This is a genomic window from Xanthocytophaga flava (assembly GCF_030068545.1).
Lineage (GTDB): Bacteria > Bacteroidota > Bacteroidia > Cytophagales > 172606-1 > Xanthocytophaga > Xanthocytophaga flava.
In genome coordinates this window covers 152,475-172,593 of the sequence record NZ_JASJOR010000001.1, presented here as the reverse complement: position 1 = coordinate 172,593, position 20,119 = coordinate 152,475, and the positions used below count along the sequence as shown (strand labels likewise).

The 20,119-nt window shown below is 38.8% G+C and carries 19 protein-coding genes; 6 read left to right on the top strand and 13 right to left on the bottom strand.

The genetic code is table 11. The features are described 5' to 3' along the window. Positions 1 to 68 precede the first annotated feature (68 nt). Together QNI15_RS00725 and QNI15_RS00720 are read left to right on the top strand one after the other, a co-directional pair. Entirely contained in the window at positions 69 to 416 is a 348-nt protein-coding gene (locus tag QNI15_RS00725) for a hypothetical protein (protein ID WP_313974817.1), read from the top strand. 144 nt (positions 417 to 560) lie between these two features. Continuing rightward, positions 561 to 1,127: a sugar O-acetyltransferase gene (locus tag QNI15_RS00720; RefSeq protein ID WP_313999631.1), complete on the top strand. Its 567-nt coding sequence runs from the start codon at positions 561 to 563 to the stop codon at positions 1,125 to 1,127. 24 nt (positions 1,128 to 1,151) lie between these two features. On the opposite strand, the gene QNI15_RS00715 is transcribed toward QNI15_RS00720, so the two are convergent. The 10 genes from QNI15_RS00715 to QNI15_RS00670 form a co-directional block, all read right to left on the bottom strand. Continuing rightward, positions 1,152 to 1,610, bottom strand: a complete 459-nt coding sequence (locus QNI15_RS00715; RefSeq protein ID WP_314030027.1) for a hypothetical protein — start codon at positions 1,608 to 1,610, stop codon at positions 1,152 to 1,154. After that, on the bottom strand, positions 1,607 to 2,923 hold the full coding sequence (locus QNI15_RS00710; protein ID WP_314030026.1) for a caspase family protein: 1,317 nt from the start codon (positions 2,921 to 2,923) through the stop codon (positions 1,607 to 1,609). The genes QNI15_RS00715 and QNI15_RS00710 overlap by 4 nt, the downstream gene beginning before the upstream one ends. 243 nt (positions 2,924 to 3,166) lie before the next feature. After that, a complete protein-coding gene (locus QNI15_RS00705; RefSeq protein ID WP_314030024.1) occupies positions 3,167 to 4,042 on the bottom strand; it encodes a DUF6268 family outer membrane beta-barrel protein in 876 nt (291 codons plus the stop codon). A 37-nt stretch (positions 4,043 to 4,079) separates the two neighbouring features. Then, entirely contained in the window at positions 4,080 to 4,817 is a 738-nt protein-coding gene (locus QNI15_RS00700; RefSeq protein WP_314030022.1) for an ABC transporter ATP-binding protein, read from the bottom strand. Between the two features lie 32 nt (positions 4,818 to 4,849). Further along, positions 4,850 to 6,094 carry an ABC transporter permease gene (locus tag QNI15_RS00695; protein ID WP_314030020.1) on the bottom strand — a complete coding sequence of 415 codons (1,245 nt, stop codon included), beginning with the start codon at positions 6,092 to 6,094 and terminating at the stop codon, positions 4,850 to 4,852. A gap of 2 nt (positions 6,095 to 6,096) precedes the next feature. Beyond that, positions 6,097 to 7,218 (bottom strand): efflux RND transporter periplasmic adaptor subunit, encoded by a 1,122-nt coding sequence (locus QNI15_RS00690; protein ID WP_314030019.1) that lies wholly within the window; start codon positions 7,216 to 7,218, stop codon positions 6,097 to 6,099. A 24-nt stretch (positions 7,219 to 7,242) separates the two neighbouring features. After that, a complete protein-coding gene (locus tag QNI15_RS00685) occupies positions 7,243 to 8,565 on the bottom strand; it encodes a TolC family protein (RefSeq protein WP_313999619.1) in 1,323 nt (440 codons plus the stop codon). 11 nt (positions 8,566 to 8,576) lie between these two features. Next, positions 8,577 to 8,975, bottom strand: a complete 399-nt coding sequence (locus QNI15_RS00680; RefSeq protein ID WP_313999617.1) for a DUF2147 domain-containing protein — start codon at positions 8,973 to 8,975, stop codon at positions 8,577 to 8,579. Between the two features lie 324 nt (positions 8,976 to 9,299). Next, entirely contained in the window at positions 9,300 to 10,067 is a 768-nt protein-coding gene (locus QNI15_RS00675; RefSeq protein WP_314030017.1) for a LytR/AlgR family response regulator transcription factor, read from the bottom strand. Between the two features lie 17 nt (positions 10,068 to 10,084). Beyond that, complete coding sequence (locus QNI15_RS00670) at positions 10,085 to 11,092, bottom strand: sensor histidine kinase (protein ID WP_314030015.1); 1,008 nt, start codon at positions 11,090 to 11,092, stop codon at positions 10,085 to 10,087. A 137-nt stretch (positions 11,093 to 11,229) separates the two neighbouring features. Between QNI15_RS00670 and QNI15_RS00665 the strand changes: the two genes are divergently transcribed. Continuing rightward, entirely contained in the window at positions 11,230 to 12,144 is a 915-nt protein-coding gene (locus tag QNI15_RS00665; RefSeq protein ID WP_313999611.1) for a nucleoside hydrolase, read from the top strand. Positions 12,145 to 12,202: 58 nt separating this feature from the next. Here the strand turns inward: QNI15_RS00665 and QNI15_RS00660 are convergent, their stop codons facing one another. Continuing rightward, positions 12,203 to 12,979, bottom strand: a complete 777-nt coding sequence (locus QNI15_RS00660; protein ID WP_313999609.1) for a hypothetical protein — start codon at positions 12,977 to 12,979, stop codon at positions 12,203 to 12,205. A gap of 165 nt (positions 12,980 to 13,144) precedes the next feature. Beyond that, positions 13,145 to 14,374, bottom strand: coding sequence for an NADP-dependent isocitrate dehydrogenase (locus QNI15_RS00655; RefSeq protein ID WP_313975770.1), 1,230 nt, complete (start codon positions 14,372 to 14,374; stop codon positions 13,145 to 13,147). Positions 14,375 to 14,849: 475 nt separating this feature from the next. On the opposite strand from QNI15_RS00655, the gene QNI15_RS00650 reads away from it, so the two are divergent. After that, entirely contained in the window at positions 14,850 to 16,844 is a 1,995-nt protein-coding gene (locus QNI15_RS00650; protein WP_314030013.1) for a sensor histidine kinase, read from the top strand. Between the two features lie 30 nt (positions 16,845 to 16,874). On the opposite strand, the gene QNI15_RS00645 is transcribed toward QNI15_RS00650, so the two are convergent. Then, positions 16,875 to 17,540, bottom strand: coding sequence for a YggS family pyridoxal phosphate-dependent enzyme (locus QNI15_RS00645; RefSeq protein ID WP_314030011.1), 666 nt, complete (start codon positions 17,538 to 17,540; stop codon positions 16,875 to 16,877). Between the two features lie 308 nt (positions 17,541 to 17,848). Between QNI15_RS00645 and QNI15_RS00640 the strand changes: the two genes are divergently transcribed. Then, complete coding sequence (locus QNI15_RS00640) at positions 17,849 to 19,402, top strand: GH3 family domain-containing protein (protein ID WP_313999603.1); 1,554 nt, start codon at positions 17,849 to 17,851, stop codon at positions 19,400 to 19,402. Between the two features lie 69 nt (positions 19,403 to 19,471). Beyond that, positions 19,472 to 20,107, top strand: a complete 636-nt coding sequence (locus QNI15_RS00635) for a LysE family translocator (RefSeq protein WP_313974800.1) — start codon at positions 19,472 to 19,474, stop codon at positions 20,105 to 20,107. Positions 20,108 to 20,119 lie beyond the last annotated feature (12 nt).

The window sequence follows — 20,119 nt, the reverse complement described above, 5'->3', positions numbered from 1 at the left end:
CAGAATGTAAATTGAACTACCTTTGTGGTTGTATAACAATAGCAATTTAGGTTTTAATACTTACTAGTATGTCTGATTCATTATCATTAGCCGCTATATATGAAAGTTTTCTTCTACAAGTATATGGAGGAAAGCCAACTACTAAAAATGGGGCTTATGCCAGTGTAATGGCTAATCTTATCAATAAAGAAAAAGGCAAACGGGGCCCTGCCAATTCGCCTGATGCCGAAGTACAACTCGAAAAGGTAAAGGAATATATTCTGTTGGCCTTGGATAAAGTTTTAAAGTGGAAAATGTCTCAGAGCCATCGGGATTCTATTGAAGGATTAAAGAAAAAAACACGTTCGGCTCGCTCTTCTTCCGAGTTACTGGAGGTATGTGAATTTGCCTACTTACTGATTGATCCCAATGTGTAGACTGTAAAGATTGGTCTGGCAGGGATCTGATAATACAATACATTTTTCAGGTAAATACTTCCTGATCTGGTATAACTTCTTATAGATACCGGATCAGATTTTTAACTTTCATTTTGTATTACCCTTTAAATTCCTTCATCTGCAATGAAAACAGAGAAAGAGAAAATGCTCGCTGGAGAGTTATACAATCCGCTTGACCAGGAATTAGTCGAAGAGCGTCTTCGAACCAGATTACTTATTAAGGAATTAAACGATAGCCGGGAAGATCAGACAGAAGAAAGAATGCGGATTTTAAAAGAGTTGATTCCTAACGCAGGGCCTGACTTATGGTTACAGCCCCCTTTTTATTGTGATTACGGTAGTTACATGATTGTGGGTGAGAAAGTGTTTTTCAATTTTAACTGTGTGGTACTGGATGTAACCTATGTGAAAATAGGTAGTAGAACCATGTTCGGACCTAATGTACAGATCTATACGGCAACCCATCCTATTGATCACAAAGAAAGGTCTTCTGGAGTAGAGTATGCTAAACCTATTACCATTGGAGAAGATGTTTGGGTAGGAGGGAGCGCTGTAATTTGTCCTGGTGTCACCATTGGAGACCGGGTAGTTATCGGTGCAGGTAGCGTAGTAACTAAAGATATTCCATCTGATGTATTTGCTGCCGGCAACCCCTGTAAAGTGATTCGACCCATAACACCCAAAGAATAATTTACTTATTCCTCTTTTGGGACCTCAGTTTCCTATATGGTAGATGAGGCTCTTTTCAATAGTACTGTTCTCAATAAGGTCTACTATCTTTATTTGATCTTTGCCTGTTATGTGATATTCAATTTTGGGACAGGGTTTGGTACTTATCAGAGTGACCATTTTTTCGCCAAACTTAATGGCGAACCTGGGGAAGAACTCACATCCACGACTGTTGTCGGGTATGTAGTTGTCCGGTGCGACCATTGCTTTAAGCAGTGTGTGTCGAGATGAATCTGCTACTTCAATGCTCTCCTTTATTCTATAGTTTTCAATATATCTTTCGGAAGTACTTTGTTTGTTCAGTTCAACAGGGAATGGGTCTATCTCAAATAATGTGACAGTATTTGTTTTATTCACAATTGAGAATTCCTCCTGATAGACAGGCCGGGAGCATGAAACGATCACTACAGAAGTGAAGAACAGAAAGCTCAAAGATCGTATCATGGAATATAATTTATAGCAACATAGCGGATTCCATTCTGGGTAGAACAACCCTTTCCATTATAGGTACATCCATAGGATGACTTGTAACGAGCCTTATTGATGGTACTATCTATTATTTTTTGCCAGTCTGCATTACCTGATATTTCACTGATACCTTCATAAAACGATTCCAGGAAGCTGGATGTATAAAAACCTCCATCATAGTTGTTGGTCCAGGATACTTCACCTTTCTGTGCGGCTGCAGACAGTAGGTTTCCTCTTGACTTTACAAACAATCTATGTAGCTTTTCAATATTGGGATGAGGCTCTGCCTGAAACATATTGGAGGCTAGATTAGAAGGCAGACTACTACCATCTGAATTACATAGGTCTCCCAATATCAGATTTAATCGTGCTCCTTTGGATACAATTGTCTGATATACTTCATCGAGTGCAATACTTTCAAAAGGTTGGAGTGTAGAATAACGCATAGACATCAGTGGCCAGTCGCTTTGTTGGTTAGACCACCGGAATCCGTGTCCCCGATAGAAGAATATTACTACATCATTGGAGGATGGATTTAACTGCTGGAGCGTCTGCATTACATTGTCTTTCTTAAAGTTCTGACCATAGATAATGTATTTCTGGATAGGCATACCCAATGCGCTGGCAATATTTGTGAATTCATTATCCAACTTGTCTTTATCTACGCTGCAACCTTTTCCAATACTATTATCCAGTGTATTAGCAACAATAATAAGATGCAACTTGCAATTGACAGTTGCAATAGGTGTTTTGTGACGTGCCAAAGCAAGGAATTGCTTGTATTGAGGCTCAGATGTGTCGAAATAGTTGTATAAGTATGTAGAGGTAAACAAGGCAGGATCTAATTTCTTCCAGGTACATTTCGCTGGATTGACACGTTCTTGTGTGGCAAGCTTTTGTAGTTGTGCATCATCTAGTGTATAAAAGTCTTCAAATTCTCCCTTTGCATTGACATTCGTAAAGTAGAAGTTATCAGCAGTATAACCTATCTGATTCGTTTTGCTGGTTGTATATACAATCCGGGCGTTTTCACCATTAATCAGATAATACTGACTGCCTGTGGATGTGTATCGGTATTCTCCTTTGCAGGGGTATTCCGCAACATTATATGCTTCATTCGCCTGGTAGCGAACCCGAATATAAGCGTTGTCACTGCTATAGAATACCAGCAATGCATTGTAGGCGACCTGATCACTTGTCCAGGTAATTTCATAAAAACTTTGTGAAAGGACCGTACTATATTGGCATAAGAGAAGCAGTACTAACAGGAGAAGTCGATGGCAGGTCATCTTTTCAGGATATTAGATTCTATTTATTAATAGCACTCTATCCTATCTGGTTAACAAGGTTTTGAAAAGATTTTTTATAAGATTTGAGCTTCTGAAGCTAAAGCCACAGAAATGTTACGTACTAAGAACGGCTGCTTGATTATACTATTTGTATAGAATGCAAAATTGCAATAGAAAAGGATATTCAGAAAGATGAATAATATGCCCTACTACCCTGCCAAAACATGTCGGATAATCATTCTGTCAGCGTTTTAGTTTGATTGATAAACCTGCCTGAAGCAAATACCCATTATCTGCAATAGTACGTATGGCCGTGCGTTCGCCTCCGATAGGAATGGTAAATAACGTCCAGGGAACTTTTGTATCCTTAGTAAATACCTGGACTTTTCGCCGGAAAACATACCCAGCTATCAGGGAAAAATACAGATTTTTGTATAGTTTCCAATCAGCATATAACTGCGCATTCCATTGTTTAAACTGTACAATCTGGCTCTCATTGTATTCAGTGCTTAAGCGACTGGAAGAATTATCGACTTGTATCTGGGTGCCTAATGTCAATCTTTTGGTTACAAGATATTCTATTTTAGGTCTAATCGGGAATAAGCCTGATATGCTCCATCTATCATTAATTTTCCAATCAATTTCCAGAAAAGGCATAAGAACATTCCCAAAAAATTGCCGGGCATATCCTATTCCGAAACCTACGCTTGTTTTTTCGGAAATCGCATGTTTCATTCGGAATGCAGTGCTAAATCGAAAGTCTTCTCCACTGATATCCTTAAAGTCAGAGTAAATACCTGGTGTAAATAACCAGGAAAACGAAAGGTTTGATCGTATTTTTCGTTGCCAAGCTACCTGCATAGATAATCCATGCAAGGCCTGATGATCATTAATTGTATTCCCAATCCACATGATATCATACGTTGGACCTATAAGAAACTGATTGCGTTGTCCTGCTAGAATTGGATAACGCAACTTGATACTACCTTGTTGAATATATTCGTGGGAAGTATTTGTTTGAATGGGTGAAATGGAATAATGTATATCCACTAGTTCCAGTTCCTGAGCTTGAATTAATAAAGATATAAACAGAAATAATACTACCAGAATTGCTTTCATAGAAGTAGTGATAGTTTTCAATCAGGGGTAATAAGATTTATTTAATAGGTTGTGTGGGAATAATCTTCCCATCCATCATCTCAATGATCCGATCCGACTTATTGGCAAAATCGTTGTCGTGAGTTACTGTGATGATGGTTTTGCCAAATTCTTTGCTGAGCTGCATAAACATATCAAATACAATGGATGTATTCCTGCTATCAAGGTTGCCTGTTGGTTCATCCCCCATTAGTATGGTAGGCTCATTGATCAATGCCCTGGCAATAGCCACCCGCTGTTGCTGTCCACCAGATATTTGGGAGGCCGGTTTTAACGCCTGATCTGCCACTCCCAGCATCTTCAGTTTTTCGTATGCTTTGTGTTCTATTTCTTCTTCTGAATATTTACCAAGGCGAGAGGCCGGAATCATCACATTTTTGAGGCAGGAAAAATCAGGTAGCAGGTAATGAAACTGGAATACAAATCCCAGATGTTCATTCCGAAATGCTGCCAGTGCGTTTTGTGATTTGCCTGTTACTTTTTCTCCGTTTAACGTTAGCAGACCTTCGTAGTCGGTATCCATAGTGGAGAGTATATATAACAAGGTAGATTTACCGCTACCTGATTTTCCGATAATAGATACAAACTCACCTGTATATACCTCAAAACTTACTTGACGAAGTACTTGGAACTTCTCAGGTGTATAAAAGTATTTAGAAATGGATTCAGCTTTTAACGCTAAGTGTGTTTGTCCTGATGGCGGAACAGACGTATAAGTTGGCTGAGAGTTTTGCATAGAATAGATAGGAATAGGAGAGTAGTGGAAAGTTAGCCGCGGATAATAGATACAGGATCAACTTGTGAGGCTTTGCGAGCTGGTATATAACCGGCAAAAAAAGCTGTCCCTATGCCAAATAAAAATCCCTGAACGTAGTATCGGAGATGAAAGGCAATAGGTAAATAGGATACATTGCCCATTCCTATATAAAATTTAGAGGCAGTCAGTGAAATTGCCCAACCCAGAAATACACCCACACTTCCACCGATAATACCTATGAATAATGCTTGTTGAATAAATATGGCAATGACATGCGTACCCGCAAACCCTGTTGCTTTCAGAATAGCTATCTCTTTAATCTTTTCATAAATAGTCATATTCAGAATATTGTAAATGCCAAACCCCGCTACAATAAGAATGGTGGCTACTACAGAGTTGGCAATGACATCCCGGATCAGACGAGCAGCAATGGATTGTTCGTTAGCACTTTGCCAGTCTTCTGCATCATATCCTGTTAAAGCTTCCAGCTGTTTACCAACGGCAGGAGCACTGGTATAATCCTTTATATTAATATATACATCTGTGATGTAGCTTCTGTCTTTTTGTAACAGTTGCTGTACTACAGATACATTAGTATAACATCGGGTATTGTCAACAGTTTTTATGGTTGTCTGAAAGATTCCTGTTACCATCAGGCGTTTCACAGCTCCATTGGAGGCTGTAAGGGTGATGTTATCTCCTTTTTTCAGGTTCAGATCTTTGGCCATCCCACGACCAATAATAATCCCATCCGGATTGCTACTGAGTTCCTGAACAGTACCAGTAATCATAGTAGAGGTAATGTCAAACATCTTGTCCTGTTCCAATATATTAACCCCCGATACATTTCCATTCCGTTGTATACTGGCATTAGAGCAGATAACGTTGGTAATGACTTGAGGAGAAATAGCTGTAATCTGTTTGTGTTGCTTAAGGGCATGGATAACTGAATTAGGGTTATAGATGCGATTGTCAGCATCAACCAGTTTAGGGTTACTAATCAGATTGATGCTTTGGGTACCCAGATATTTATATAACATTTTATCGGAGCTTAACTGATTCTCATTATACAGCCGGATATGAGGTGTTGAGCTAAGGGTTACCTTCTCGAAATAATCATTTGTACCGCTAATCAGTGAGTTCATGAAAATGAACATTGAAATGCCAAAGGTTACCCCTAAAGCTGCAACAGCTGTCTGCTTTTTGCGACTGACCAAGTATGTAAAAGCGATTTGGGTATTTATACTGGTTTTCATAGTCAATAGGCTTTTAATACTTGGTCCGTTGGTTGAATACCCTGGATGATTTCAACCCATTCAGTGGAAACAATACCTGTTTGGATAGAGATAGTATCATTGTTGTTTTCAGTCTTTTTAATTACTTGTCCATTAGGACTCAGACAGGCTCTTGGAATGAGCAATGCTTTGTCTTTCTTATCTACAATGATATTGGCCTGAAGTAAAGTGCCTGCAATAATTGATGCTGGCAGAGTATCAAATAATGCTTCTACTTTATAGGATTGGAGTTCAGCGTTGAAATAGGGATATACTTTTGAGACTTTTCCTGTTAAGGTTTTTCCTTTCTCAGTGTTGAGTTCAATCAGTACGATCTGGTTTTCTTTAACTTTATTGATACTATTCTCATCAACATTCAAGGTTACGACCATCTGTTGAGGATCGCCCAGTGTGGCAATGGATTCCCCCTTACGAACAAGTTCTCCTTCTTTCTTAAAGACTTCATAGACTTTGTAGTGAGCAGGTGAAAGCAATCTGGAGTAATCGTTGGTTGAGCTAACTGTTTGAAATTGACTTTGGCTATTAATCAGTGCTTGCTCAAGATTGTTTTGGGTTGCCGCTATACTGGCTTTGAGTGATTCTACAGCGTGAAGAGATCCCTCATAATTTACCTGCGCTTTGTCCAGTTCTACTCGTGCAACAGAGTTGGTAGCCACCAGCTTTTGCATGCGATCCAGTTGTAGTTTGTCTAATACCAATTTTTCTTCTGCAGAGTGTAACTGTGCTTCTAACTCCTTTACTACTGGAGAGTTGGTGGACGCATTTTGTCGGGCTATCTGCAGATTATTACGTGCAGCCTGCTCCTGAATGGTATTGTTTTTTTGATCCTGGATAAACAAGAGCTGATTTGTTTCAACCAGATCGCCTTCCTTGACCAGACTTTTTCTCAGATAGCCTTCATTAAAAGCTGTAAGGGTAAAGAAATTTACAGGTTCTACATAACCAGTAGCAAAAACTGCTTCTGTTATAGGTGCGATAGTAGGATTGACCCATTCTTTAGTACGTTTGCCAGAACATCCTAATAGTCCTATAGATACGGCAAACAAAACATATGTCAAATAATATATATAAGCAGATTTTTTCATGTGAATAGTCTCAGTGAGAGTTATCTATAAAGCCTTATTTCGGATCTGAACACGATAGTATTGGACCAGATAGTCAGAAAGGCTCTCCAGGTATTCATTCTGACCCACTAGATAGTCAGAGAAAGTTCGCAGACGGTCATCAAGAGATATAGTGCCTTCTGCCAGTTGTCGGTTGGCATGCTGATCATTTTGGTGATAAAGTTCCAGAATGGTTTCAGACTTCTTTAATGCATCATAGGCATTGGCAAATGACAAACGTAGATTGTCATCCTGAATATCTGCCTGCTTTCGAATGTCTTCGTAATATTTTTCTTTGTATTGCCAATCAATCCGGGATTTCTGGACCTGATAGAGTCGGGATGCACCCGCCAGAATGGGAATGCTTAATCGTAGCCCCCAGTATTCCTGTGGCAATGAGTTTGTATTAGTAAACTGCCAGAAGTTGTCACCTGAAATTTGGTTATTCCATTGATATACTACAGAAAGCTTAGGTGCAAAAGATGCCTTGGCTGCTTGCCAGGTCGTTTTTGCCAATAAAACCTGAGAGCGAGCCAACTCAACTTCCGGATGATAGGAACTTTGTATTGTAAGTGGTTCTGGTAAGGAACTGGAAAATACCTCTGACAAACTCAATGAATCATTTACAGATAATCCTAATAAAGATTTGAGGGTGTTGAGTGCAATTTGTCTGTTCTGTACTGCTATTTGCCAGGTTTTCTGTGCCTTTTCATGATTAATCTGTGCGGAATTTACAGAAACTTCGCTGACTTGTCCCTCTGTAAATTTTTGACTTGCATTAGTCAGAATGGTATCTGCAATTAGGATATTTTGTTTAGACAATCTGGTCACTTCCTCTAACAGTAAATAATTGTAGTATGCACCAGCTGTTTGTTCATATACCTCTCGTATGGTTTTATTTACTGCAAGTCGAGCTGCTTCGTGTGAATATTTTGCAGATGCTATGGCAAACCAGTCTTCTGTGTTTAAAATATTCAATTGAGCAGTAAGATTGGTATTGTATATATAACGTCTGCCAAAAGTCGCTTCTATAAACGTCCCGGCAGGAGCTTCCTGATTAAATAAATTCGCTGGAATCAATGTGGGCTGAATGCGAATGTTATCTGTAAAGCTTCCGTTGGCAGTAATTGTAGGGAAAAGATTTCCATACGACTGTCTCATGGTCTTGTCTGCCATAGCTTGTGAAGATTGAGCAGAAACAATGGAAATGTTGTTTTTCTCTGCATACTGCCATACATCATTCAATGAGGAGAATGATAGGTGTTGTGTATGGGCTTGTATGCCCATACACCAGCAGAATGCACTTATACATAAGATTCGAATTGACATACCTGAAAAGCTTAGTTGGTAGATGTAACCCGTTTCCAATCCTTAGAACGGCTCATAAAACCTGCTTTTGCTGTAATTTGTAATGTATTGGCATCCGGCATTACTATTGTTGCCGGAAAATCAGTATTGCGTGCAGGGGCATATACTTTCCCTTTCCATTGATTGGATGAGTAGCTTAGATTTTTCAGTACTACATCACCAGCCTTTGCTTTGCCATCCTGTGTTTTTAACCAGATTAGTTTTCCGAAATATTGATTGTCTTGTTTATAGATTTCCATTTTTCGGTCTCCATCCTGATTTTGATAGATGCCAATGATAGCATCACCGTTTGCTGTTTGGACTGAAGCTGTGTTGGACAGAACTGTACATAGTGATAAAAAAAGAAAAGAAAGGAAGTGTATTGCTTTCATATGTTTTGATTTTGATTACACTTCAAAAGTAAAGGAAGAGTTACCCTTATTGGGGAATAGATAAGTAAAGCAGGCAAAATGAATTATCAAACGGGCAGAAGAAAAATGAACTCTTTTGGGAAGAGGAGTATTAGTATTATTCTTACAAGACCATTAACAGTAAATGTCTCTAGTAATTAGGTACAGTTATTCCTTTATTTACAGAACTTGAAAGCCTGAGAATGACCTAAATAAATAAGAATGAGTAATTACCCATTTACCCTACTAGTAGAGAGTGCCTCAATGTTTTGTTTTACTGACCGAACATAGTGGAATAGAGCCAGCTTATGAGTGTTCAAGCCAATGCAGGAAATCAGAAGCTTTGGCCTTACTTATCACAATAGGTTCCGGAGTTGGAATGTGAAGTTTAACAGTAAGCTTACGGGCAAAGTAGTGTTCTGCATTTGAGATTGCATTGCGGTTTATGATAAACTGTCGGTTGGCCCGATAGAACATCTGCGGATCTACCATCGCTTCCAGTTCATCCAGTGTATAGTTTATAACATGTTGCTGATTACGTTGTGTAAGAACATGTACAATACCATTGGTATAATGAAAAAAGGCAATCTCTTCTGTTTTTAAAGGAATGATTTTCTCTTTAAAGTGAACCAGAAGAGATGTTTTATATGGTTTCTTGAGTTGGGAAAATAAGGCTTCCAACTTGGCTTCATATTCTTTATTCCCACGATAAATCTGTTTTAGACTGTCATATTTGTCAAGGCTTTTCCCAAGTTTTACTTTGTCGATAGGCTTCAGCAGATAATCAATGCTATTGGTTTCAAAGGCACGTATGGCATATTCATCAAACGCTGTACAAAAAATGATAGGAGAATGTAGTCGGACAGTTTTAAAAATATCGAAACAAAGGCCGTCTGCGAGCTGTATATCAGAAAAGATCAGATCCGGGACAGAATTATTCTTTAACCAGTGGATAGCTTCCTCTACTGACTGAAGAATAGCTATTATATGGCAGCCAGGCTGTAATTCCTCCAGAAGTTTCTGAAGTTCACGTGCTGCCTTTATCTCATCTTCAATAATCAGTATCGTTAGCATTTAGCGATGGGTGCTATTTAACAGGATAAAACAGGGATTTTAATACTAAACTGGTTAGGTGCCCGTATGATTTCAATAGACTGATTGGCTAATAGTTTATAACGGTCGCTGATATTCTGAAGACCTATACCAGTACTTTCTTCTACAGATAACTTAGGTTGAAGGTTGTTCTCTACAACAAGGCTATCTTCTCCTTCATTGTAGATTCGAATTTGTAAAGGACGAGATAAAGACACAATATTATGTTTTATGGCATTCTCAAGTAGTATCTGTAATGATAGTGGAGGAATGCATTTTTCCTTTATCTGGTCTGAAATCGTGATTTCCAGCTGCAACGCATCTTCAAATCGCTCTTTGAGTATATAGCTGTAAGATTGCAAAAAGCTTAGCTCATCCTGAATAGTAGCCAGATTGTTTTCATTATAATTTAGTAAATACCTGTACACATACGATAGTTGAAGTATATATTCTTTTACAGTGTTTTCACTAGCTATTGTTTTAAGTGTGTTAAGTGAGTTAAATAAGAAATGCGGACTGATTTGTTGTCGCAAAGAATGCAGGCGGGCCTGCAGGTTTTCTTGCTTTAATTGTTCATTTTCTATTCTGGCTTTTTGTGTTTCTAACAACAGATTCAAATAATATACAACGAAATAAATAAATCCACCTACTACAGCCCCTCTGAACATAATCATAAATAAGCGCTGATAAAAGTTTAATCCCTTCAAGATAGGAATCACTACATAGGAAGGAAAATACAGTTCAGAGAGAAAATGATAAAGCACTGAGTAGCCTATACAGACCAGAAGTCCTAAGAATCCTCTGAACAAAGAGTTTTGTATTGAACCACGCTGAATACAAAACTGTAAGATTACCCAGCAGAACAGACAATAAACAAAGTTGTAAAAAAAACTCCATACAACATGGTCATAATTATCCAGATCAATACGTATAATACGAGGAACCGATGTTAGGGCCGCGATAAAGATAGAAAGTATGACGCCTGTTTGCAGGTGATAATTTTTCATGGTTCTAAAGCTAAATATTTTGCTGTTGTTTTACTTTTTTATAACAGTGAAACAGGCAATTTTTACATCGAACCAACCAAAATAATATCTTCGTCATTGATTACTATACAACTGTACTACATAAAACATTCCTTTGTATGAAACGCCGCACCTTTACTCAGCTACTTACCTTCCTCATTGCAGGTACTACTGCAACTTCCTGGTCCAGATCCTTAGCAGATAAGAAACTCACAGTAATTATTGATGCCGATACAGCCAATGAGATTGACGATTTGTATGCGATTGTAAGGGCATTACTGGAACCACGTTTTCAAATCAAAGGATTATGTTCTGCGCAGTGGCATAATCAGTTGTCTCCTGCTAATACAGTTCAGGAAAGTCAGAAGCTGAACGAGGACCTGCTCAGATTAATGAGCCGTATAGATATTCCGGCTCCACTGGGATCGGAAATGATTATGGGACAACCCTGGGGAGAATACGAAGGGCGAAATTCTCCGGCAACTCAGTTGATGATACATACTGCCCGACAAATGCCTGCAGGTGAAAAACTGATAATTATTAGTCTGGGTGCAGCCACCAATGTGGCATCCGCATTGAAACTGGCTCCGGATATTATGTCCAAAGTAATCTGTTACAATCTGGGAGGACATTATGATGCTACGAAAAAAATCTGGAACAAAGACGAGTTTAATGTTCGGAATGACTTGAATGCTATTAACTTTTTGTTCAATACAGAAGGAGTTGACTTGCATCTGATGCCAATTAATATTCTGTATGATTTTAAGTTTACATTAGAGGAAATCTCAAAGCGGCTTTCAGGAAAGGGTGGAATCTGGGATTACCTGGTGACTCGCTGGCTAAGCAATGCTCCTGGAGATAAAGAACGTATTTTCTGGGATCTGGCACTAATGATAGCTGTAGCCCGACCTGACCTGGCCAGAGAAGAAAAACGATTAACACCACCAGAAAATACTCAGCGGGAGGTATTTGTTTATACTCAGATAGATGTAAAAGGAATGATAAATGATTGGTGGAAGATAACCGGAAAATAAATAAAACAGGTAAGTGTTGCGACTGGGTATAAGGTATAGCCGCAACACTATATAGTAATTATGCTCCCTTTACAAACCGGATTAATTCCCTAACCTGATTCAGGAACTGTGCATCCTCTGAAAGCTTGGCAATTTCCTGTTCTGAGCGACGTGCCAGTTGTTCATGTTCACGGGCATTCTGTTGTTTGATCCGATCTGTTTCTTTATCAAGTTCAGAGAGCTTGTTTGTCAGATAAGCAAGTTCAGCCTGGTGTTTGCTGGCCCAAGACTCTCTATGTGAAAGATTTAACATTTCCTCCAGTACAGTTACTTTGCTGGCTACTTCGTTTAATTTGGCACTAAGCTCATATACATCGTCTCTCGGATAACGTATTTCATGGCGGATAGATTGCAGGCGATGTACTACATAGTCATATAAACGAGACAATGGCCGCACAAAGGTAAGTCCTAATGCTGCCAGAGAGGCCATATAACCTACTACCGTGACACCATAATAGGCTAGTAAATAAAGCACTACCGCAGATATAATATGAAGAAAGATGGCAGCCCATAAAAAGCGTTTGGAGAGACGCTGAGCATAACTTATGTCTGCTGCCTTTACCTCAATACCTTTATCAGAAGATGTCTGAGCATCCACCAATACTTCTTTAGCGGCAAAGTGCATATTCCAGGGAATGGTTGTAATACCTGTAAGCCACCAGAAGGCTACAATGCCAATTACCCAGTCGACCAGTGTTCCCGCCTGAATCTGGAGATATTTAAGAACCGCAAAGACAATCAACACAAGAATAGTAACAGCAAAGAGATAAGCTGCACCAAAAGAATTATTTCGCATAGACTTTAATAGATAATGAATGAAGGGTTAGTCGGTTGAAAGATAATATCTTAGATTAATATGTATATGTTCAAAAGGAAAACATTTCCTAAAAAAGAAAAACCCTGGTAAAGGTTATTTACCAGGGTTTTGGATAGTACTTCTTTGTAAGAATAATTATATGGCTTATTTTTTGCGTTTTGCCTGAAGGTTTTTATCCAGTAAATCCAGAAATTCTTCTGTATACAGATAGTGTTCACCATGATTTACTTTATTTCCAAAAACAGAGATGGCAAGATCTTTGGTCATTTTGCCACTTTCTATGGTTTCTACGCATACATCTTCCAGGGCAGTACAGAAGTCAATCAGATCCTGGTTGCCATCCAGTTTACCACGGAAAGCCAGACCACGAGTCCATGCAAAGATAGAAGCGACTGGGTTTGTAGAAGTTGGATTACCTTTCTGATGTTCACGATAGTGACGGGTTACCGTTCCGTGAGCAGCTTCTGCTTCCATAATCTTTCCATCAGGAGTGATCAGTACAGATGTCATCATACCCAGAGATCCGAAACCTTGTGCTACTGAGTCAGATTGTACGTCTCCATCATAGTTTTTACAAGCCCATACAAACTTGCCATTCCACTTCAGTGCAGACGCTACCATGTCATCGATCAGACGGTGTTCGTATACGATACCTGCTGCTTTGAATTTGTCAGCAAATTCTGCATCGAAGATCTCTTGGAAGATATCTTTGAAACGACCATCATATTTTTTCAGGATGGTATTTTTAGTAGATAAATATACTGGCCATCCTTTTTGTAAGCCCATGTTAAAGCAGGAACGAGCAAAACCACGGATTGATTCATCTGTGTTGTACATTGCCAGCGCTACCCCATTGCCTTTGAAGTCATACACGGTATGTTCAATCACTTTACCATCTTCACCTTCAAACTTAATAGTCAGTTTCCCTTTTCCTGGAACCACAAAGTCAGTAGCACGGTATTGATCGCCAAATGCGTGACGACCCACTACAATAGGAGAATCCCAGTTAGTAACCAGACGAGGTACATTGGTACAAACGATTGGCTCACGGAAAACAGTACCATCCAGAATGTTACGGATCGTACCGTTTGGAGACTTCCACATTTGTTTCAGATTGAATTCTTGTACACGAGCTTCGTCAGGGGTAATGGTAGCACACTTAATACCTACTCCATATTTCTTAATTGCTTCAGCAGCATCAACAGTAACCTGGTCATTTGTCTCATCACGGTATTCAACGCCCAAGTCATAGTATTTAATATCTACATCCAGATAAGGAAGAATAAGTTTGTCTTTGATGAATTTCCAGATAATACGGGTCATTTCGTCGCCGTCCAGTTCAACGACGGGGTTGGCTACTTTAATTTTTTCCATTGTCAAAATAGTATGTGTAGAATGAATAAAACCGGCAATGCCGTCATAGCTTGCCATATGTACGTATCGTGTCACAAAGGTAAAAACATCATAGTAAATTCAAAGACACGTATTTGAAAAGAAATACAGACAAATAAGAGAAATCAGGTTCTTTAAAAAGTGTTTTGGTTACTAATTAGGATGGGTTGTATATAAATAGAGTAAGGAACTAGCGTTATCTTTCGGAGTTGTGTTATTTGCATTAATAGATAAAAATGCCTTGACTGTTTTATGCGCAAGCATATATTTTTATATAAATAATTGAGAGTACAATTATTTACTAATTAGTCAATCTCTGTAGTTGTATAGACTTTACGCATAGGCTTGTTAAACAAATCCGTTACTATTGGGTTATCGTAGTTTTGCTGGAAATCGAAAATTTTACGTGACAAAGAGCTATAATCATAACATATTGTATTTTTTCTGGGGAATATGTGTGCTATTATTCCCTGCCAGAAGTGTGTTTGCCAATGCATATCCGCAGGCAACAAAAGGCGTATTAGATTTAAGTAAGTGGGACTGGCAAGAGAATGGTATCACTGAGTTAAGTGGAGAATGGGAGTGGTATTGGAATGGACTGTATAGCCCTGAGGCTTTTTATACACGCAAGCTACCTGTAACTTCATATATATCTGTCCCCGGTGTTTGGAATTCAAATGTGGCTGGTAGTGAATGGAAAAAAGGGCATGGGTACTGTACGTATCGGCTCAAAATTATCCTACCTGATAAAAAACAGTTATTGGCCCTAAAAGTACTTACTGCTTCTACTGCGATGGAAATGTATGTGGATGGACAAAAAGTAGGAGAGGAGGGGCAAGTAGGACGGTCTTTTGCTGAGATGACTCCTGAATTTGCTCCATTTGAAGCAACCTTTATGCCCACAGGTGATACATTGGAAATTCTGGTGCCTGTATCGAACTTCCATTATAGAAAGGGAGGGCTCTGGAATGTAATTAAGCTTGGGCCGGCAAAGGATATTCAACATTTACGTGTACAGAATCTGACTTTGGATTACTTCGTGGTTGGGAGCTTTTTGTTAATCGGTCTCTATCATTTGTTTCTTTATATATTTTTACGTCGCAATCCTTCTCCCCTTTATTTTTTTATTGTTTGTAATCTTCTATCTATACGTATACTAACCACAGGAGAATATGGAATTAATGTCTGGGCTCATATAAGCTGGAATACTCTTATTCATCTTGAGTTTTTGTCACTTTATCTTTCTCCTTTGGTATTTGTTTTATATTCCCATTATCTGTTTCCTAAAGAGGTTTCGGGAGTAGTTACCCGGTGGGTGGTTTGGATTGGTTTTCTTTTTGCCGGATTAACTCTTTTGTTTCCTCCCGATATATTTAGTTATGGAGTTCGTCCTTTCCAGATATATATTTTTCTCATTGCTATATATGGTGCTACAGTTTATTTCAAAGCCTGGAAAAATCAGCGGGTAGGAAGCACATACTTCCTGTTTGGCTTTGTCGTATTGTTCCTGATGATAGTAAATGACATATTGTATACTAGCTTTATTATACAGACGGGACATTTCTTTTATATTGGACTGGTCGTATTTGTGTTTTCACAGGCATTGACATTATCCCGCCAATATTCTATTGCTTTCTCTGATCTGGAACAAGCTAACATTCAATTGGAAACAGGAAACCTGCAGTTGAAGGAGAAAAATAAAATGGTAGAATCTACCAATGAACAGTTGCAGAAGTTAAATGCTGAAATGGATGGCATGGTGTACAGAGTTTCGCATGACTTGCGTTCTCCTATTGCTTCTGTGTTAGGCTTGATTGATTTGATACGAAAAGACAAAAGCACAGTGGATAGCCAATTGCCACACTATATAGATCTTCAGGAAAAGACACTGCGACGAATGGATTTACTGATTCAAGATATTATTGATTATGCACGAAATAATAATACAGACCTACAACTGGAAGAAGTTAGTTTCCCGAAACTTATTGAGGATATACTAACCGATCTCAGTCATCTGGAAGAAGCAATAAAGATTGAGAAAATAGTAGAAGTCAATCAGACAGGTGTATTTTACAGTGATACGAAACGACTGAATATGATCTTTAGCAATCTTATCTCAAATGCAATTCGTTATCATAACTTGAATCAATCCTCTCCTTCTATTAGGATTAGAGGAAATGTAACTCCTGAAAAGGCTGTAATAGAGATAATCGACAATGGACAAGGTATTAGTTCCGAGCATTTAGAGAAGATATTTGACCGATTCTATCGGGCTAATCATGCTACCAAAGGTTCTGGTTTAGGATTATATATTGTCAAAGAAGCTGTTGAGAAACTGAATGGTGTTATAGCTATAGAGTCTGAAATTAGTCAGGGAACAACTTTCAAAATTACTTTACCAAACTTAGCTGAAAAAATAAAAGGAGAAACGAAGGCTTCTATATCTGAATAGTTGATTATAAATGGCCTTCGTCGGCTTGCTTTATCGGCTTCCAAAAATGGCACTTCCTACCCGGATTAATGTGCTTCCTTCCTCTATCGCTATTTCGTAATCGCCACTCATACCCATAGAAAGTTCCTGCATTTGGACATTTGACGGCAGAGATGTATTTTTTAATTTCTCAAAAAACTGCTTTAAACTACGAAACTCGTTACGAATCTGATTCTGGTCTTCCGTAAATGTTGCCATTCCCATCAGACCTACAATCTGTATGTGTTTGAGATTTTCGATAGCTGCAGATGAGATCAGCTCTTCTGCTTCCTCAAAGGAAAGCCCGAATTTCGTTTCTTCCTGTGCTATAAATAGTTGTAACAAACACTTAATTGTACGGTTGTTTTTGGCTGCCTGCTTATCTATTTCTTCCAGAAGCTTCAGGCTATCCACAGAATGTATGAGTGCTACAAACGGCGCAATATATTTGACTTTATTAGTCTGAAGGTGTCCAATCAGATGCCATTGAATATCAGAAGGTAAAAGAGGTTGTTTCTCCTGCATTTCCTGCACCTTGTTTTCGCCAAATTGTTTGCAGCCTGCATCATATGCTTCTTTTAGCATTTCAACAGGTTTAGTCTTGGTCACTGCAATCAGTTGACAGTGTGTGTGCTGGAGTTGTTTCTCAATAGCTGCGATATTTTCGTGAATAGACATAACCAAAGGAATGATTAAAACGATTAAATAGATTTGCCCAATAAACTTTGCTGATATTTATCAGGTATAGATATTTAGTTTATTGGGGAACAGGTATTTACTAAGTGTTTTGGTGCCAGTTTTCTGTTGGAGGCATTACACTTGTATTGACTTCAGTTGATTTCGGTTTAACTTTGTTCGCCATTTACAGATGGTTGTGTAGTAGATGTCAGGTATAATAACTGCAAAACTACAAGGTTTTTAGTGAGAAGATATAATTTTTAGCACGCCAGAATTATAATTAGTATTTCAATTAACGGAAAACACACATGGCAATAATTGGGACTTTACTAAAGCGAGGTATTAAACTTCGTAAAATGATTGAACAGGAACGTGTTAGGCCTTATGAATTGCAACGGGACGAGTTGGCTGCGTTATTGGATAAAGCAAAAAAGACTGCTTTTGGGAAAACATATGGTTTTGAAGAGATTCTGCATGAGATTACATATAACCGTGACCCTCATGCCTTCTATAAGAAATACAAGGAAAACGTACCCGTTTTTACATACAATAAGATATTTCAGCAGTGGTGGCATAAAACCCTTCAAGGTAAGAAGAATATATGCTGGCCTGGAAAAATAAAATATTTTGCTTTGAGTTCCGGAACCTCAGAATCCTCCTCCAAACATATTCCGGTTACAAAGGCCATGATTAAGGCCATTCACAAAACCAGTGTCCGTGAAATTCTTTCCCTTGCTGACTATCCGGATCTTCCTGGCAAGCTGTTTCAAACGGGTATGCTGGCTTTGGGAGGTAGCACTCACCTCAACTACAATGGAACCTATTTCGAAGGAGATTTGAGTGGGATTAATGCCAGCAGAATACCTTTCTGGTTTCAACATTTTTACAAACCTGGTTTTGAAATTGCCAGTATTGCAGATTGGAATACAAAGCTGGAGGAGATTGTAGAACAGGCGCCTAAATGGAATATTGGCTTTATAGCAGGTGTACCTGCCTGGATACAGATTCTGATGGAGAAGATCATTGATCGCTATCAGTTAAAAACTATCCATGATATATGGCCTAATCTAGCTGTGTATACACATGGTGGGGTATCTTTTGAGCCCTATCGCAAAGGATTTGAAAAATTGCTGGCACATCCTCTGATCTATATTGAAACATATCTGGCTTCTGAGGGATTCATAGCTTACCAGTTACCAGGGCGTAATTCAATGCGTATGGTGTTGAATAATGGAATGTTTTATGAGTTTGTTCCATTCAACGAACAAAATTTTGGACCGGACGGAGAAATGGTCGATAATCCGGAAACACTAATGATTGATCAGATAGAGGAGGGCAAGGAATATGCATTGTTACTGTCGACCTGTGCTGGGGCGTGGCGTTATCTGATTGGTGATGTGATAAAGTTTATAGACAAGAAGGCTTGTGAGATTGTGATTACTGGCCGGACAAAACATTTTCTGAGTTTGTGTGGAGAGCATCTATCTGTAGATAATATGAATAAGGCAGTGCAGCAAGTAGCTGAAGAACAGGGAATAGATATTCGTGAGTTTACAGTTGTAGGTATACCACATGGTACTTTATTTGCACATCACTGGTTTATAGGAACGGATGACGAGGCAGACCCGCGATTATTACGTGAGAAGATAGATGAAAAACTGAAAATACTAAATGATGATTATCGGGTAGAACGTGCTGCTGCACTAAAAGATGTATATGTGGATGTTGTACCTACAGAGGTTTTTTATCAATGGATGGAGCATAAAGGGAAGATCGGTGGTCAAACCAAGTTTCCGCGTGTAATGAAAAGGCAACAGTATGCAGAGTGGGAGGCCTTTGTGAAGAATTTTGCCAATAATTGATCTGTTACTGATTGTTATTAGTAAGAGAGGACAATGGAAATGCTTGTTTGATTTTAAAAGATTTGCGGAATGATTTATGCGTTGTTAACGGGCATGAAATATGGCCTTATTCTGTCTGTAACATTTAGTTTAGGACCTGTGTTTTTTTCTTTGTTACAAACAGGTATTCAGAAAGGGTTTCGATCCGGAGCCTTAATGGCTGCCGGAATTGCTCTCAGTGATTTGATGTATGCTTTTGTCTGTCAGTTGGGACTTTCACAATTGGTCAAACAATTTGAATCCAATATTGCTGCTGTTGGCGGACTTATCGCAATAGGGTTTGGGATTGCTACTTTTATGAAAAAATCTCGTCTCGAAGTAGCCGATAATGGCACAAATCAACCACAGCGAGTGGGAACGTTCCGATTTATTTCCAAAGGATTTTTACTTAACTCTCTGAATCCAGCAGTAGTTTTATTCTGGATTGGCATGGCTTCGGTCGCCTCTGCCAAAATTGAAAAAAGCCCGGCAGAAGCCTATATATTTCTGGCTGGTATTATTTCCATCCTTTTTTCTTCCGATCTTCTTAAAGTGTACTTTGCCCGAAGAATTAGTAATTATCTCAGTAGTCATACATTAGACTGGATGAACCGAATCGTAGGGCTATGTCTGACAGGGTTTGGGGTATGGTTGATTTATTCCGCTCTGACTGGAAGAATTCAATAAGATCAAAATTGA

Coding starts and splice junctions, on each gene's coding strand:
- QNI15_RS00725 (WP_313974817.1), top strand. CDS start 69: ATGTCTGATTCATTATCATTAGCCGCTATATATGAAAGTTTTCTTCTA.
- QNI15_RS00720 (WP_313999631.1), top strand. CDS start 561: ATGAAAACAGAGAAAGAGAAAATGCTCGCTGGAGAGTTATACAATCCG.
- QNI15_RS00715 (WP_314030027.1), bottom strand. CDS start 1,610: ATGATACGATCTTTGAGCTTTCTGTTCTTCACTTCTGTAGTGATCGTT.
- QNI15_RS00710 (WP_314030026.1), bottom strand. CDS start 2,923: ATGACCTGCCATCGACTTCTCCTGTTAGTACTGCTTCTCTTATGCCAA.
- QNI15_RS00705 (WP_314030024.1), bottom strand. CDS start 4,042: ATGAAAGCAATTCTGGTAGTATTATTTCTGTTTATATCTTTATTAATT.
- QNI15_RS00700 (WP_314030022.1), bottom strand. CDS start 4,817: ATGCAAAACTCTCAGCCAACTTATACGTCTGTTCCGCCATCAGGACAA.
- QNI15_RS00695 (WP_314030020.1), bottom strand. CDS start 6,094: ATGAAAACCAGTATAAATACCCAAATCGCTTTTACATACTTGGTCAGT.
- QNI15_RS00690 (WP_314030019.1), bottom strand. CDS start 7,218: ATGAAAAAATCTGCTTATATATATTATTTGACATATGTTTTGTTTGCC.
- QNI15_RS00685 (WP_313999619.1), bottom strand. CDS start 8,565: ATGTCAATTCGAATCTTATGTATAAGTGCATTCTGCTGGTGTATGGGC.
- QNI15_RS00680 (WP_313999617.1), bottom strand. CDS start 8,975: ATGAAAGCAATACACTTCCTTTCTTTTCTTTTTTTATCACTATGTACA.
- QNI15_RS00675 (WP_314030017.1), bottom strand. CDS start 10,067: ATGCTAACGATACTGATTATTGAAGATGAGATAAAGGCAGCACGTGAA.
- QNI15_RS00670 (WP_314030015.1), bottom strand. CDS start 11,092: ATGAAAAATTATCACCTGCAAACAGGCGTCATACTTTCTATCTTTATC.
- QNI15_RS00665 (WP_313999611.1), top strand. CDS start 11,230: ATGAAACGCCGCACCTTTACTCAGCTACTTACCTTCCTCATTGCAGGT.
- QNI15_RS00660 (WP_313999609.1), bottom strand. CDS start 12,979: ATGCGAAATAATTCTTTTGGTGCAGCTTATCTCTTTGCTGTTACTATT.
- QNI15_RS00655 (WP_313975770.1), bottom strand. CDS start 14,374: ATGGAAAAAATTAAAGTAGCCAACCCCGTCGTTGAACTGGACGGCGAC.
- QNI15_RS00645 (WP_314030011.1), bottom strand. CDS start 17,540: ATGTCTATTCACGAAAATATCGCAGCTATTGAGAAACAACTCCAGCAC.
- QNI15_RS00640 (WP_313999603.1), top strand. CDS start 17,849: ATGGCAATAATTGGGACTTTACTAAAGCGAGGTATTAAACTTCGTAAA.
- QNI15_RS00635 (WP_313974800.1), top strand. CDS start 19,472: ATGATTTATGCGTTGTTAACGGGCATGAAATATGGCCTTATTCTGTCT.